The sequence below is a fragment of the Nocardia sp. CS682 genome (assembly GCF_004634405.1).
GTDB classification, from domain to species: domain Bacteria; phylum Actinomycetota; class Actinomycetes; order Mycobacteriales; family Mycobacteriaceae; genus Nocardia; species Nocardia ninae.
The window spans coordinates 6,071,973-6,085,075 of record NZ_CP029710.1 but is presented as its reverse complement, the minus strand read 5'-3'; the positions used below and the strand labels follow the sequence as shown (position 1 = coordinate 6,085,075).

The 13,103-nt window shown below is 67.8% G+C and carries 14 protein-coding genes; 5 read left to right on the top strand and 9 right to left on the bottom strand.

Annotated features, from left to right (window positions below):
* Positions 1 to 45 precede the first annotated feature (45 nt).
* The 5 genes from DMB37_RS27375 to DMB37_RS27355 form a co-directional block, all read right to left on the bottom strand.
* Positions 46 to 1,248: an NAD(P)/FAD-dependent oxidoreductase gene (locus DMB37_RS27375; protein ID WP_135235116.1), complete on the bottom strand. Its 1,203-nt coding sequence runs from the start codon at positions 1,246 to 1,248 to the stop codon at positions 46 to 48.
* Positions 1,249 to 1,431: 183 nt separating this feature from the next.
* A complete protein-coding gene (locus DMB37_RS27370; protein ID WP_135235115.1) occupies positions 1,432 to 2,091 on the bottom strand; it encodes a PadR family transcriptional regulator in 660 nt (219 codons plus the stop codon).
* A gap of 84 nt (positions 2,092 to 2,175) precedes the next feature.
* Positions 2,176 to 4,209, bottom strand: a complete 2,034-nt coding sequence (locus tag DMB37_RS27365) for an MDR family MFS transporter (RefSeq protein WP_135235114.1) — start codon at positions 4,207 to 4,209, stop codon at positions 2,176 to 2,178.
* Positions 4,210 to 4,287: 78 nt separating this feature from the next.
* Positions 4,288 to 5,241 carry an RNA polymerase sigma factor gene (locus tag DMB37_RS27360; protein ID WP_135235113.1) on the bottom strand — a complete coding sequence of 318 codons (954 nt, stop codon included), beginning with the start codon at positions 5,239 to 5,241 and terminating at the stop codon, positions 4,288 to 4,290.
* A gap of 80 nt (positions 5,242 to 5,321) precedes the next feature.
* Positions 5,322 to 5,597 (bottom strand): hypothetical protein, encoded by a 276-nt coding sequence (locus tag DMB37_RS27355; RefSeq protein ID WP_135235112.1) that lies wholly within the window; start codon positions 5,595 to 5,597, stop codon positions 5,322 to 5,324.
* Positions 5,598 to 5,697: 100 nt separating this feature from the next.
* Between DMB37_RS27355 and DMB37_RS27350 the strand changes: the two genes are divergently transcribed.
* Positions 5,698 to 6,333, top strand: a complete 636-nt coding sequence (locus tag DMB37_RS27350; RefSeq protein ID WP_135235111.1) for a TetR/AcrR family transcriptional regulator — start codon at positions 5,698 to 5,700, stop codon at positions 6,331 to 6,333.
* Here DMB37_RS27350 and DMB37_RS27345 read toward each other — a convergent pair.
* On the bottom strand, positions 6,318 to 6,956 hold the full coding sequence (locus DMB37_RS27345; RefSeq protein WP_240772582.1) for a TetR/AcrR family transcriptional regulator: 639 nt from the start codon (positions 6,954 to 6,956) through the stop codon (positions 6,318 to 6,320). The genes DMB37_RS27350 and DMB37_RS27345 overlap by 16 nt on opposite strands.
* A 203-nt stretch (positions 6,957 to 7,159) precedes the next feature.
* Here DMB37_RS27345 and DMB37_RS27340 point away from each other — a divergent pair, with 203 nt between their 5' ends.
* The 4 genes from DMB37_RS27340 to DMB37_RS27325 all read left to right on the top strand — a co-directional run bounded on the left by DMB37_RS27340 (position 7,160) and on the right by DMB37_RS27325 (position 10,690).
* Positions 7,160 to 8,566: a lipase family protein gene (locus DMB37_RS27340; RefSeq protein ID WP_135235109.1), complete on the top strand. Its 1,407-nt coding sequence runs from the start codon at positions 7,160 to 7,162 to the stop codon at positions 8,564 to 8,566.
* Between the two features lie 207 nt (positions 8,567 to 8,773).
* Complete coding sequence (locus tag DMB37_RS27335) at positions 8,774 to 9,649, top strand: oxidoreductase (protein WP_135235108.1); 876 nt, start codon at positions 8,774 to 8,776, stop codon at positions 9,647 to 9,649.
* A gap of 205 nt (positions 9,650 to 9,854) precedes the next feature.
* A complete protein-coding gene (locus DMB37_RS27330) occupies positions 9,855 to 10,304 on the top strand; it encodes a transcriptional regulator (protein ID WP_135235107.1) in 450 nt (149 codons plus the stop codon).
* Entirely contained in the window at positions 10,301 to 10,690 is a 390-nt protein-coding gene (locus DMB37_RS27325) for a DUF3817 domain-containing protein (protein ID WP_370465218.1), read from the top strand. The genes DMB37_RS27330 and DMB37_RS27325 overlap by 4 nt, the downstream gene beginning before the upstream one ends.
* Before the next feature lie 191 nt (positions 10,691 to 10,881).
* Here the strand turns inward: DMB37_RS27325 and rdgB are convergent, their stop codons facing one another.
* Genes rdgB through DMB37_RS27310 form a run of 3 tightly spaced genes read right to left on the bottom strand, consistent with a single transcriptional unit; the run spans position 10,882 to position 13,072 of the window.
* Positions 10,882 to 11,493 (bottom strand): RdgB/HAM1 family non-canonical purine NTP pyrophosphatase, encoded by a 612-nt coding sequence (rdgB, locus tag DMB37_RS27320; RefSeq protein WP_135235106.1) that lies wholly within the window; start codon positions 11,491 to 11,493, stop codon positions 10,882 to 10,884.
* 2 nt (positions 11,494 to 11,495) lie between these two features.
* Entirely contained in the window at positions 11,496 to 12,266 is a 771-nt protein-coding gene (gene rph / locus DMB37_RS27315; protein ID WP_135235105.1) for a ribonuclease PH, read from the bottom strand.
* A gap of 41 nt (positions 12,267 to 12,307) precedes the next feature.
* Positions 12,308 to 13,072, bottom strand: a complete 765-nt coding sequence (locus DMB37_RS27310; RefSeq protein ID WP_135235104.1) for a cyclic nucleotide-degrading phosphodiesterase — start codon at positions 13,070 to 13,072, stop codon at positions 12,308 to 12,310.
* Between the last annotated feature and the right edge of the window lie 31 nt (positions 13,073 to 13,103).

Below are 13,103 nucleotides of genomic sequence, written 5' to 3'. Positions count from 1 at the left end.
GTGCTCCACAGAGTACGGACCACCAGCCCGCCCGGTTCGGGCGAATCAGACCGCTACGGCCGATTCCTTTTGTGCGGGCGCGTCCCAATCGATCCGGTAGCGCTGCTCGGGTCCCATCGTCTTCTCCGGGTTCATCATCTTGATGAACAGCGGGGCGAGCAGCTGCATCATCTTGCGTCCGACCGGGCCGAGGGTCTTGCTGTGGTTGGCCTTCGCCGCACGGGCCGCGACGGCCTCCACCCGGCCGCGGCGCAGCTGCTCGTAGGTGGCGAACGCCGCCGGTACCGGCAGGTCACGCAGGCAGCGAGCGATCTGGACGGCACTCTCGATGGCCAGCGACGCACCCTGACCGGAGCTGTTGGACGGCGCGTGTACCGCGTCACCCACCAGCACCATCCGGCCGCGGAACCAGTGCGGCACCGACGGCATGATGTGCAGTGCGCCGATGACTTCCAGTTGCTCCTCGGTGGTGCGCCTGGCCAGTTCGCCGCCGGGGGTGTCCTCGGCGTAGGTCTCGCGCAGGATGTCGAGCCAGTGCGATTTCGGGATCGCCCGGGCCGCGGTGAGCGACAGGTATTCCTTGTGCGGCAGGTTCGCGCCCCACAGCACCCGGCCGTCGCCGCCCGGCCCGTACAGGTAGTAGGCCTGCTTGCCGAACGCGAAGGTCATGGTGCCCTCCGGGATCTCGCCGTCGTAGTCGACCAGCGCACCGAAGCCGAGCATGCCGAGGTACTCCGGCCCCGGCGCCTGCGGGTCGATCAAGCCGCGCACCGTGGATCGGATGCCGTCGGCGCCGATCAGTACGTCGGCGGTGGCCGTGCTGCCGTCGGTGAACCGGGCGGTGATGCCCGACGCCGTTTCGGCGACATCGACCAGGCGCTTGTTGTATTCGAAGGGCACACCGGCGGCGACCGCGTGATCGTGCAGCGTCTGGTGCAGTTCGCCGCGATCGACCAATTGCAGTGGTGGCAGGCCGGACAGGCCGGGCATGTGCATGTCCTTGTCGTTGATGGACAGGCCCATCTTCGGCACCGCTACGGCGATGGCGCGCACGGCGTCGCCCGCGCCGATGATGTCAAGGGCGGCAATGCCGTTGGGGGCCAGCGCGAGCCCGCTGCCGATGTTGTAGGACGGTCCGGGATAAGCCTCGTAGACGCGGGCGTCGATGCCCGCCTTCAGCAGCGCGGTCGCGGCGACCGGTCCGGCGATGCCGCCGCCGATGACCAGTGCGGTTCGAGTGTCAGACATGGGTGTCTCCAGGTTCGGGTACTGCGGATTTTTCGAATCCCCGAACCGGCCCGTGCGCAACGCACCCAGTTATCCTGTGGTTGCCAGCCTTGTAGCCGGGTGCGCGTACGCGGGCGCGGTTCGAGACTGTTCAATCGGGCTCGGCGGCGGTGTTGCCGCACCCCGCCGGGCCTGGTCTCGTGGTCAGGACGATTCCTGTTCGGTCATCCCCCTTTCTACGGACGCGATGACTTCCGCCACCGGGACGTCCTCGGCGTGCACCTGCCGCCACCAGTCCACCTCGGGGAACGTGCCGTCGACGAGTTCGTCGCGCAGCGAACGCGCCCAGGCGGCCTCGGCTTTCAGCATGGCCAGCCCGTATTCGGATTCGATGATGAACAGGCGCGGCAGTTTGCCGGCCAGAGCTTGGTCTAGTTCCTGGCGCCCCGAGTCGATGAGCCGGCCGAGCGCCTCGACGCGCCGGCCGAGCAACTCGACGACCTCGTCGGGCGGCAGCACCGCGAGCACGGAAAGCCCCGCGACGAAGCGGCTCTGTTCCGGTTCCGGCTCGGCGAGCAATTCCCGTGTCCAGTCGGCGAGTTCGGCGCGCCCCGCGTCGGTGATCCGGTAGATCACCCGCTCCGGCCGGGCACCATCGCGCTCACTGCCGACTATCTCCAGGAAACCGACCTTCGCCAGGTTCTGCACGACGGTGTAGAGCGAACCCCACTTGATGTCCATGTCCTGGTCTTTGCCGCGGTCGCGCAGCGTCTGGGCGATCTCGTAGCGGTGCTTGGGCCGATCGATCATCACGGAGAGCACCGCAAGCGCGAGCAGGTTGTTCACCTTGCGCTTCTTGGCCATCGCACCTCCTTACTCGTCTACGAATATACGCGCACGAGTATTTGCGGCACAAGGTGGCAGCGCGGATCGAAATGCGGGTTGTTTTCAGGCGCGGGCGGGCTCGTGCTCGCCGGTCTCTTCCTCGAGCAGCTTGGCGGCGACGTTGTCCAGGGCCTGGTCGAACAGCTCGCGATCGGCCGGATCGTCGTTGTTCCAGTCGTCGAGCGTGCTGTCGAGCCACCGGCGCCACGCGGCCTTCACCCGGTCCAGCTCGGCCTGGCCCTGGTCGGTCAGCCGCAGTTCCCGACCGTCATCTATCAGGTACCCCTTGGCGGCCACCCGCCGATAGATCGGCTCGAGCACGTCGTCGGGCAGCTTGTGCGCCCGCGCGACCGAGTCGATCGTGGCCCCGCCCTTGACGCGGTCGCGCAGGTAGACCTGGCCGAGCGCCCAGGCCTCGCCGCGGCTCAACGTGCTGCCCGCATCGGCGAGGATGCGCGGCCCGATCGGTCCCTCGGCGTGTGATTTGCGCAGGGTTCCCGCGATGGCCCGCTCCAGCTGCACCACCCGGTCCGCGGAGTCGGGCACCGAGAAGCCGCCGCCGACATCGCCCGCGCTGGTGCGTGCACTGTCGCGCAGCGGCACTTCTTTGAGGAACCAGGCGACCACGAAGCCGACCAACGCCACCGGAACCACCCAGATGAAGACGTGGTCGATGGTCTTCGCGTAGGCGTCGATGATGGGCGCCGCCACGTCGTCGGGCACCGCCTGCAGCGACTGCGGATTCGCCGCGACCTCTGGTGGCACCACCTTCGCCTGCGCCAACCCCTCGCGCAGGTTCGGGCCGATCTCGTTGCTGTACAGGGTGCCGAAAATCGCCGTGCCGAAGGTACTTCCGAGGGTCCGGAAGAAGGTGACGCCGGAGGTTGCGGTGCCGAGCTGCGCGTAGGGCACGGTGTTCTGCACGACGATGGTGAGCACCTGCATGGTCAGGCCGATGCCCAGACCCAGCACCATCATGTACAGCGATTCTTCCCAGAATCCGGTGTCGCGGCCCATGGTCGACATCAGGTACAGCCCGAGCGCCATCACCAGCGTGCCGACGATCGGGAAGTACCGGTAATGGCCGGTCTTGCCGACCACCTGACCGGACAGGATCGAAGTGACCAGCAGACCCACCACCAGCGGCAGCGAGCGCACGCCGGACATGGTCGCCGAAACCCCGTCCACGTACTGCAGATACGCGGGCAGATAGGTGATCGAGCCGAGCATCGCGAAGCCGCAGATGAAGCTCAGGATCGAGCACACCGTGAACACCCGGCTGCGGAACAGCCCCATCGGGAGCATGGGTTCCTTCGCCCGCAGTTCGATCACCACGAACGCCGCGAACAACACCACCGAGGCCGCGAACAGTCCGAGGATCATCGACGAGCCCCACGGGTACTCCTGCCCACCCCATTCGAGCCCGAGAATGAGCGTCGAAACCGCCACGGCGACAAGCCCGATGCCCGCGTAGTCGATGATCGGCTTGATGACCGCACGAACCCGGGGAATCGTGCGGGCCGACATCACGATCATGATGATCGCGATCGGCACGTTGACGTAGAAGCACCAGCGCCAGCTCGCGTGGTCGGTGAACAAGCCGCCGAGCGTCGGCCCGATCACCGTGGTCACACCGAAAACGGCACCCAGCGCACCTTGATACTTGCCGCGCTGGCGCAACGGAATGGTGTCGGCGATGAGCGCCATCGCCGTGACCATCAGGCCGCCGCCGCCGAAGCCCTGGATGCCGCGGGCGATGATCAGCATCATCATCCCGTTGGCCAGGCCGGCGATCATCGAACCGATGATGAAGATCAACGCGCTGAGCTGGAAGATCAGCTTGCGGCCGAACAGATCGCCGAGCTTGCCCGCCAGCGCGGTCGCCACCGCCTCGGCGAGCAGGTAGGCCGTGACCACCCAGGCCATGTGCCCCGCCTCGCCGAGATCGGCGACGATCGTCGGCAGCGCGGTGGACACGATCGTCTGATCGAGCGCCGCCAGCAACATGCCCAGCACAATCGTGGCGAACACAATGTTGGTCTTCGCCCGGCTCATCGGCTCGGGGGCTTTCTCGGCGACAGCGACTGCACCGGTCATCGACTCAGTATGGTCTTGATCCGCCGTTCTGTCCGTCCAGCGACACGGCAGCGACTCGAGCGACAGCGGCGGCCGGGCTCAGCCGAGCAACCCTTCGAGCACCTTGGCACGCGCCGGTTGCCGCAGCTTGGCCATTCCTTTGGCCTCGATCTGACGGGCGCGTTCGCGCGACACTCCGTAGGTCTTGCCGATCTCGTCGAGCGTCTTCGGCTCGGCGCCGTGCAGGCCGTAGCGCAGCGCGATCACCTCCGCTTCGCGCTCGGTCAGCGCGGCAAGTACCTGATCGAGTTGGCCGCGCACCGCCGTGGCCAGGGCTGCGGCCGACGGGTCCGGCGCGGTGTCGGCGATGAGCTGACCCAGCTCGGCGGTGTCGTCCTCGCCGACCGGCGTGTGCAGCGAAATGGGTTCGCGCGCATGGTCGAGCACCTCGCGCACCTTCTCCGGCGTCATGTCGAGTTCGACGGCCAGCTCGGCCGGGCTGACGGCGCGGCCGAGCTGCTGGGTGAGCGCCCGCTGGGTACGGACCACCCGATTCAGCACCTCGACGACATGAACCGGGATGCGAATGGTGCGGCCCTGATCGGCCAGCGCGCGGCCGATGCCCTGCTTGATCCACCAGGTGGCGTAGGTGGAGAACTTCAGCCCGCGGCGGTGATCGAACTTCTCCACCGCGCGCATCATGCCGACCGTGCCCTCCTGCACCAGGTCCAGCAGCGACATGCCGACGGGAGTCGGGTAGCGCTTGGCGATCGAGACGACCAGGCGCAGGTTGGCCTCGACCATGTGGTCCTTGGCGCGCTGGCCGTCGGTGACGCGGCGGCGCAGTGCACGGCGCTCCGCGGGGTCGAGCTCGGCCTCGTCGGCGAGCCGTTGACCGGCCAGCACCCCCGCCTCGATGCGCTGGGCGAGCTCGACCTCTTCGGTAGCGGTGAGCAGCGGGGTGCGCGCGATGAGCCGCAGGTAGTCGTTGACCGGGTCTTCGCTGACGGTGCCGGACACGCGAGTCGGGCGGGCGGTGCAGAGCTTGGTCACGGGTGAGTCCTTCCGAAGGGAGCGAACCGGTCGTCGGCGCGGTGCTGCGCCGACGACCGGCAGGGGCAGTGCTCGGCTGGTCAGCCGCGACCGGGGATGCGCAGCGGGCGCTGCGGGGCCGCCCGGAAGGCGGTCCGGTTGGGCGAGAGAACCTTTCGGTCGAGTCGCTGCGTGCCAGGGAAAGCGTTGGCGCGCGGCTTCTTTCGCTTAGTAGCGGCTTCGGTCGGCGCGAAGCGCTCGAGCACGGCGTCGATGGTGGTCTGTGCGGTGGTCTTGTCGGCCATGGTGGCTGGTCCCTTTCGGTCGGTGGTGGAGCTGGTGCGGGCCGGGGTTGCTTCGACAAGTCCGTGGTTCATCGAGGTGCTGCTCCTTCGTTATGACGACGAGCACAAACTTAGAACAGACCTAAAAATATGTCAAGCATAAATTTTGGTCGATATCAGCTATGGTGATGTCATGAGTACCGAGACGTTGGGCCTCCGGGACCGAAAAAAGCTGCAGACCAGGGAGAACATCTCCCATCACGCGACCAAGCTTTTCCTCGAGCACGGCTTCGACAAGGTGACGATCGCCGACGTCGCGGCCGCCGCACAGGTCGCCAAGATGACCGTGACCAACTACTTCCCGCGCAAAGAGGACCTGGCCCTCGACCTGGCGGATGTGTTCGTGGACCAGCTCGCGCGCACCGTTCGCGAGCGCGAACCCGGCGAGTCCGCGTTAGCGGCGCTGCGCGGCGCCTACCTGACGGCCGCGGCCGAACAGGATCCGGTGGTCGGCTTCTCCGGACCCGAGTTCGCCAAGATGATCGACGACAGTCCCGCGCTGACGGCACGGCTGCGCGAATTCCACGACGAACGCGAGCGGGCCCTCGCCGCGACGCTCGCCGCCGAAACCGGCGCGGCGGCAACGGATATCACGCCGCGAGTGGCGGCGGCTCAACTGGGCGGGGTGCACCGGGTGCTGTTCGACGAGACCATGCGCCGCACCCTCGACGGCCAGTCGAACGACGAAATCGCCGCGGCCCTCACCGAATACATCACCATCGCGTTCGACGCGCTGGCCCCGTCGCTGGCCGCTTACGCCGTGCGCTGATCCGGAACTTCCAGCAGCGACAGCGCGATCGGCACCAACAGGTCCACCAGCTCCCCCACCGAGGGACGCGGGTCGGCCAGCACCCACTCATGGGCCAGGCCGTTGATCGCGCCGATCAGCGCGCTTGCGCCCCAGGCACTTCCGCCGCGAATCCGAGCGCCGGGCGCCACCGTGGGCACCAGTCTGGTGTCCAGCAGCCGCGCCCAGGCGTGCCGCCGTTCGCGCCGATGCCGCTCCATCCGGTCACTGACGCCGACCACCTCGATGAAGGCGACCTTGGCGCGATATGGGTCCGAGCCGATCGACCCCAGATAGGCCGAGACCATCGCGGTCATCGCCGCGGTCATGTCGAAGCGCGGATCGAGGTCGGTCAGCGCCGCGAGCAGCACGGCGGCCGCCTCGTCCTGGATCCGGTCGTAGGCGGCGACCAGCACGTCTTCCCTGGTCTGGAACTCCTCGTAGAACTGCCGCTTGGACAGCGACGCGGCGGCGCAGACGTCGGCCAGCGAGCAGTTGGCGTAGCCGCGTTCGGCGAAGATCCGGGTCGCCGCGTCGAGGAAGCGCTCGCGACGTTCGGCCTTGCGCTCCGTGACGGCGCGTCCGCCGTACTGCCTGCCAACCATGGTCACGCACCCACCGTATCCGAGCGTGGGCACGACCCATGCGTACCTGCGCATTCGCTCCAGCTGGCAGGGGTGCGAACCCACGCTGCGAGGTAGGTCTCGACGCCCGATGTTTGTGATCCGCGTCATGGCGATGCATACTCGACCACAGTCTGGAACCGATTGGGCTCACATGTGCGCCCGGGCAACAAAGAGGTTGATCTGTGGTTACCCCTCGCAAGCACGCATCGAAGCTGCTCGCGGCCCTCGCCGTGCTGGCGGCCGGGCTGCCCATCGCCCTCGCCGCGCCGGCGGTCGCGGAGCCGGATACGCCGCCGGTCCAGCCCGCACTGCAATTCCCGATTCCGCCGATGCCGCCCGGCTTCGATCCGGCGTTCTATCGCCCCGCGCCGGAAACCTACGTGGATCTCGCGCCCGGCCGGATCATCGCGGCCCGCCAGGTACACGTGGCGAATCTGTCGCTGATCCCGGTCAACGTCGATTCCTGGCAGCTGTCGTATCGGTCGACCAACACCCGCGGCGAGCCGATCGCCGCGGTGGCCACGGTGCTGAAGCCGCGCGGGTACGTCGCCGATCGGCCGCTGTTCTCCTATCAGATCGCCGAGGACTCCACCGGCAACTACTGCATGCCGTCCTATCAGCTGCAGATGGGCTCGATCCCGGCCACTTTCACCGGCTCGATCCTGGTGGCCGCGCAGTTCCTGGAGGTGCAGGCGGCGCTGGCGCAGGGCTGGGCGGTGGTCGTGCCCGATCATCAAGGACCCGACTCCGCCTATGCCGCAGGGCCGTTGGCGGGCCGGATCACCCTGGACGGCATCCGCGCCGCGACCACCTTCGATCCGATGGAGTTGTCCGGGAACGCGACCCGGGTCGGGCTGATGGGCTACTCCGGCGGCGCCATCGCCACCGGCCACGCCGCCGAGCTGAAGCGCAGTTACGCGCCGGAACTGAATGTCGTCGGCGTTGCCGAGGGCGGCATCCCCGCCGACCTGTCGGCCGCGCTGCAGATGGCCAACGGCAATCTCTCCGCCGGACTGATCTTCGCGGGTGCACTCGGCGTCTCGCGCGAATACCCGGAGCTGCGAAACTTCCTCGACGCCAATATGAACGGCCTCGGCAAGGTGATGATGGCGGCGAAGGAACAGCTCTGCGCGAGCTACCAGTCCATCTTCTTCCCGTTCGCCGACAACATCGGCATGCTGGCCAAGAATCCGTTCACCGACCCCACGGTCACCGCGGTGCTGGACAAGACCAAGATGGGCAAGGCGGTGCCGGACATGCCGATGTTCATGTTCCAGGCGAACCCGGACTGGCTCATCCCGGTCGGCCCGGTCAACGACCTCGTCGCCTTTTACGCGCAGGACCCCAACGCCCGCGTCGAATACGTCCGCGACCACTTCAGCGAGCATCTGACACTCGACCCGATCGGCGCGCCGCGCGCCCTGCTGTGGCTACGCGACCGCTTCGCCGGCAAACCCGTCGCACCCGGAGTGACGACCACCGATGTCGGCTCGATGATGCTCGACCCGGCGACCTGGCAGGTGTGGAACGAGACGGTCGGCACCACACTGGCGGCGGTGTTCCAGCAACCAATCGGCAGCGGACGCTGAGTGAACTTCACGTGCGCGGAGTGTGATCTTCGACGAAGGTCGTGCGATCCGCCGGGTGCGCTGCTGTGATCGCTTGCGACTGTGATCTCTCGCGGCGGTTTTTCCCGCACCCGGCCGAGTGACAGGCATCACCTCCGTCTGAGACACTCGTCATCGAACCGGGGTGAAACCCTTCCCCGGAAACTTACTCCAGAGTAAGGTTGTTTCATGGCGTGGAAACCTACTGAAATCCCGGATCAGACCGGACGCACCTTCGTGATCACCGGCGCGAACGGCGGGTTGGGCGCCGTGACCACCGAGGTCCTCGCGGCCAACGGCGCGACCGTCATCATGGCCTGCCGCAACGCGGCCAAGGCCAAGGCGGTCGCCGACGGCATCAGCGGCGACGTCCGCGTCGCCGAGCTCGACCTGTCCGACCTGGCGTCGGTGCGCAAATTCGCCGACGAATCAGGCGAAATAGACGTGTTGATCAACAACGCGGGCCTGATGAACGTGCCGTTCTCGCGCACCAAGGACGGCTTCGAAACCCAATGGGGCGTCGACCACCTCGCCCACTTCGCGCTGACCGGCCTGCTGCTGGACCGCATCCGCGACCGGGTAGTGACGCTGGCCAGCATCGCGCACAAGCAGACCCCGAAGCTGTGGATCGACGACCTCAACTACGAGAACCGCCGCTACCAGCGCAATCTCGCCTACGCGCAGGCCAAGCTGTCGAACCTGATGTTCGCCAGGGAACTACAGCGCAGGCTCGCCGAATCCGGCTCCACCAAGCGGTCTTACGCGGTGCACCCCGGTGTCTCGGCCACCGACCTGTTCGCCAGGACCGAGACCCCGGTCGACCGGATCATCAAGCCGTTCGTCGCGCTCATCGGGCATCCGCCCAAGAAAGCGGCGCACTCCTCGCTGTTCGCCGCCACCATGCCGGACGCCGATCCCGAGGTCTACTGGGGTCCGCGCCGGTTCTTCCAGACCCAGGGTCCGGTGGAGGCGTCGCCGTCGAGCCGGCTGTCCAAGAACAAGGAACTCTGGAAGCGGCTCTGGGAAGAATCCGAGCGACTGACCGGCGTCACCTACAAGTTCTGAACGCGGCACGACCCGCTCTCCCGGGGGCGGGTCGTCGCATGCGCTGCGTTGGTGCGACCACCCTCGCGGTGAGCGTGCCATCGTCGGGCTTCACGTGCCCGGTGGCGATTCGCGATGCCGAGTGCCGCACGGCCCGGGATCGCGGTGTGTTCCGACCGCCGACCTGCTCCTACGGACCGCGTAGTAGACGGGTACCGTAGTAGCCGTGTCCGCTTCACCCCGCCGCTCGGCACACAATCGCCCGGCCCTCATCGCGCTGGTGATCGTCGCTGCCCTCGGCTGCTTGGCGCTGGCGTGGTGGCAGTGGCAGCGGTTCGAATCGACCAGCGGCACCGGCCAGAACCTGGGGTACGCGCTGCAGTGGCCGTTGTTCGCGGCGTTCGCGGTGTTCGCCTACTTCCGGTTCGTCCGGCTGGAACGCGAAGCCGAGGAGAGCGAGAACCCCGGCGACCAGCCGACGACCAGCCCGAAAGCTGTTGCGCCGCGCGAGATTCCGGCGGGACTGCTGCCGGAACGGCCGAAGGCGGTCCGCGACGACGACCCGGTGCTCGCCGAATACAACCGGTATCTGGCCGCACTGCACGCCCAAGACATCGATGATCAGGTCCGCGAGGCGGGCCTGCATACCCGCGACACCGAGAGGAGCGCCGGTTGACCGCCAGCGAGAATTCCACCGAGAGCACCGCGGCCACCGAGCGCACCCTGGCACCGGCGCGCACCGGCGGCGCCGACACCGCCAAGATCAAGTCCGCACTGCTGCGCTACCGCACCCTGGCCTGGATCACCGGCCTCTGGCTGCTGCTGCTCACCGGCGAGATGATCGCCAAGTACGGCTTCGACGTGCACACCCCGAGCTGGATCGCCGTCGTGCACGGCTGGGTGTACTTCGTCTACCTGCTGGTCACCGCCGACCTCGCGGTCAAGGTGCGCTGGCCGGTCCTGCGCACCGTCGGCACCCTGCTCGCAGGCACCATCCCCCTGCTGTCCTTCTTCGTCGAGCACGTCAACGCGAGAAAGGTCAAGGAAGAGTTCGGCGTCTAGTCGGCCCACCCGCCTCCGCTTTGTAGCCGCACACCATTTTCGTGAGCCGCACACGCTCTATACGAGGTGTGCGACTTACAAAAACGGTGTGCGGCTCAGCATTCGGCAGGCCGGGGGCAGCCGGTCGGATGGGTCGGCCAGCCGCTGGCGAGCGGTCGTCCGTTGGCGAGTGCCGGGCTTCGGCGAGCGAGTCAGTCTTCGGCGAGCTCGGACAACGCGGGCAACAGCTGGGTGAGCGCGCGGCCTCGGTGCGAGACCGCGTCCTTTTCGGCCGGGGTCAGCTGGGCGGCGGAAGTGTCGCCACCCTCGGGGATGAACAACGGGTCGTAGCCGAACCCGCCGTCGCCCAACGGTTTCCGGCCGACCGAGCCGGGCCATTCGCCGCGCACCACGATCTCCGCGCCGTCCGGCACGACCAGCGCGCAGGTGGACACGAACCGCGCACCGCGCCGCTCGTCGGGCACATCACCGAGTTGCGCGAGCAGCAGCGCGTTGTTGGCCGCGTCGTCGCCGTGCCGCCCGGCCCAGCGCGCCGAGAGCACACCAGGCATGCCGTTGAGCGCGTCCACCTCGATGCCGGAATCGTCTGCGACACAGGCTAATCCGGTAGCAACAGCACCGTCACGCGCCTTGGCGAGCGCATTCTCCTCGAACGTCGCGCCGGTCTCCGGCGCCTCGTCGTAGGCGGGCACGTCGTCCAGCCCGACGATCTCGATGCCCGCGATCCCCGCGTCGGCGAGAATGCGCCGCAGCTCGTTCAACTTCTTGGCATTGCGGCTGGCCACCAGTACCCGACGCGCCATGACTACTTCTTCTTCGGCTCGGACGGCTCCGGCAGCACGCCGGGATACGGCAGGGCCAGCGCCTCCTTCTGGATGGCGAAGATCTGCTCGCAGCCGACCACCGCGGAGTCCAGCATCTTGTCCAGGGTGGAGCGCGGGAAGGTGGCGCCCTCGCCGGTGCCCTGGATCTCGACCAGGGTGCCGGTGTCGGTGGCGACCACGTTCATGTCGACCTCGGCGCGCGAATCCTCTTCGTAGGGCAGGTCCAGGCGCACCCGGCCGTCGACGACGCCGACACTCACCGCGGCGATCGCGCAGGAGATCGGCTGCGGGTCGGCCAGCACGCCCTTGGCGGCCAGGTAGGTGACCGCGTCGACGAGCGCGACGTAAGCGCCGGTGATGGCCGCGGTCCTGGTGCCGCCGTCGGCCTGCAGCACGTCGCAGTCGATCGCGATGGTGTTCTCGCCGATGGCGGCCAGGTCGATGCAGGCGCGCAGGGAGCGGCCGATCAGCCGGCTGATCTCCTGGGTGCGGCCGCCGACCTTGCCCTTCACCGATTCGCGCCCGCTGCGGGTGTGCGTGGCCGCGGGCAGCATCGCGTACTCGGCGGTGACCCAGCCGAGGCCGGAGTCGCGACGCCACGGGGGCACACCCTCGGTGACGCTCGCGGTGCACATCACCCGCGTCTGACCGAACTCGACCAGCACCGAACCCGCTGGATGCGTGGTGAATCCACGGGTGATCCTTACCTCGCGGAGTTCGTCGTCCGCCCTGCCATCGGCTCGTCTAGACACGCGCAGAGCTTAACTGCCGCACCTGCGCGCGGCTGAGGCGGTCAGAGATCGAACGTCTCACCCGGTGCGACGGCGTGCACGGGTCCGGAGAACTGCGCCTTGGCTTCGGCGATGACGTCTTCACGGGAGGTCCACGGCGGAATATGGGTGAGCAGCAGTTCCTTGACGCCCGCTGCGGCGGCGATCATGCCCGCCTCGGTGCCCGAAAGATGAATGCCGGGTGGCCGATTCGCGGGGTCGTGGGTCCACGACGCCTCGGCCATCAGAATGTCGGCGCCCCGGGCGAGTTCGTTGACCGAGTCGCACATCGCGGTGTCACCGGTGTAGACGAAGGTGCGCCCGGCAGCCGTCACGATCCGCAGACCATACGACTCGGGCGGATGGAACATCCGGCTCGCCGACACGATATGGCCCGGTCCGAACTCGATCTCCTCGCCGGCGTTCCACGGCCGCAGGTCGATCACGTCGGACCAGTCGTCGCATTCGCCGCCGACCTCGGCCGAGGCGTTGCCGATGCGCAGCGCGCTGTCCGACGGGCCGCGCACGATGGCCCGGCCGACCGGCGGGGTCGGGTGGTAGCGCCGCCAGACCAGCAGTCCGGGCAGATCGAGGCAGTGGTCGGCATGCAGGTGGGTGAGGAAGATGTCGACCTCACCGGGGTCGGCATACCGTTGCAACGCGCCGAGCACGCCGGGCCCGAAATCGATCACCACGGGCGTCATATCCGGCCCGGTCAGCAAATAGCCCGACGCTGGGGAGTCCGGGCCGGACACGCTGCCCGAGCACCCGAGGACGGTTAGGCGCATTCCCCCATGCTCCCACGACGAATTCTCCATC

Excerpts from the sequence above, each read along its gene's own strand:
- DMB37_RS27335 (WP_135235108.1), top strand. The coding sequence starts at position 8,774 with ATGGCGTGGAAACCTACTGAAATCCCGGATCAGACCGGACGCACCTTC.
- DMB37_RS27370 (WP_135235115.1), bottom strand. The coding sequence starts at position 2,091 with ATGGCCAAGAAGCGCAAGGTGAACAACCTGCTCGCGCTTGCGGTGCTC.
- DMB37_RS27310 (WP_135235104.1), bottom strand. The coding sequence starts at position 13,072 with ATGCGCCTAACCGTCCTCGGGTGCTCGGGCAGCGTGTCCGGCCCGGAC.
- DMB37_RS27350 (WP_135235111.1), top strand. The coding sequence starts at position 5,698 with ATGAGTACCGAGACGTTGGGCCTCCGGGACCGAAAAAAGCTGCAGACC.
- rdgB (WP_135235106.1), bottom strand. The coding sequence starts at position 11,493 with ATGGCGCGTCGGGTACTGGTGGCCAGCCGCAATGCCAAGAAGTTGAAC.
- DMB37_RS27375 (WP_135235116.1), bottom strand. The coding sequence starts at position 1,248 with ATGTCTGACACTCGAACCGCACTGGTCATCGGCGGCGGCATCGCCGGA.
- DMB37_RS27355 (WP_135235112.1), bottom strand. The coding sequence starts at position 5,597 with ATGAACCACGGACTTGTCGAAGCAACCCCGGCCCGCACCAGCTCCACC.
- DMB37_RS27365 (WP_135235114.1), bottom strand. The coding sequence starts at position 4,209 with ATGACCGGTGCAGTCGCTGTCGCCGAGAAAGCCCCCGAGCCGATGAGC.
- DMB37_RS27345 (WP_240772582.1), bottom strand. The coding sequence starts at position 6,956 with ATGGTTGGCAGGCAGTACGGCGGACGCGCCGTCACGGAGCGCAAGGCC.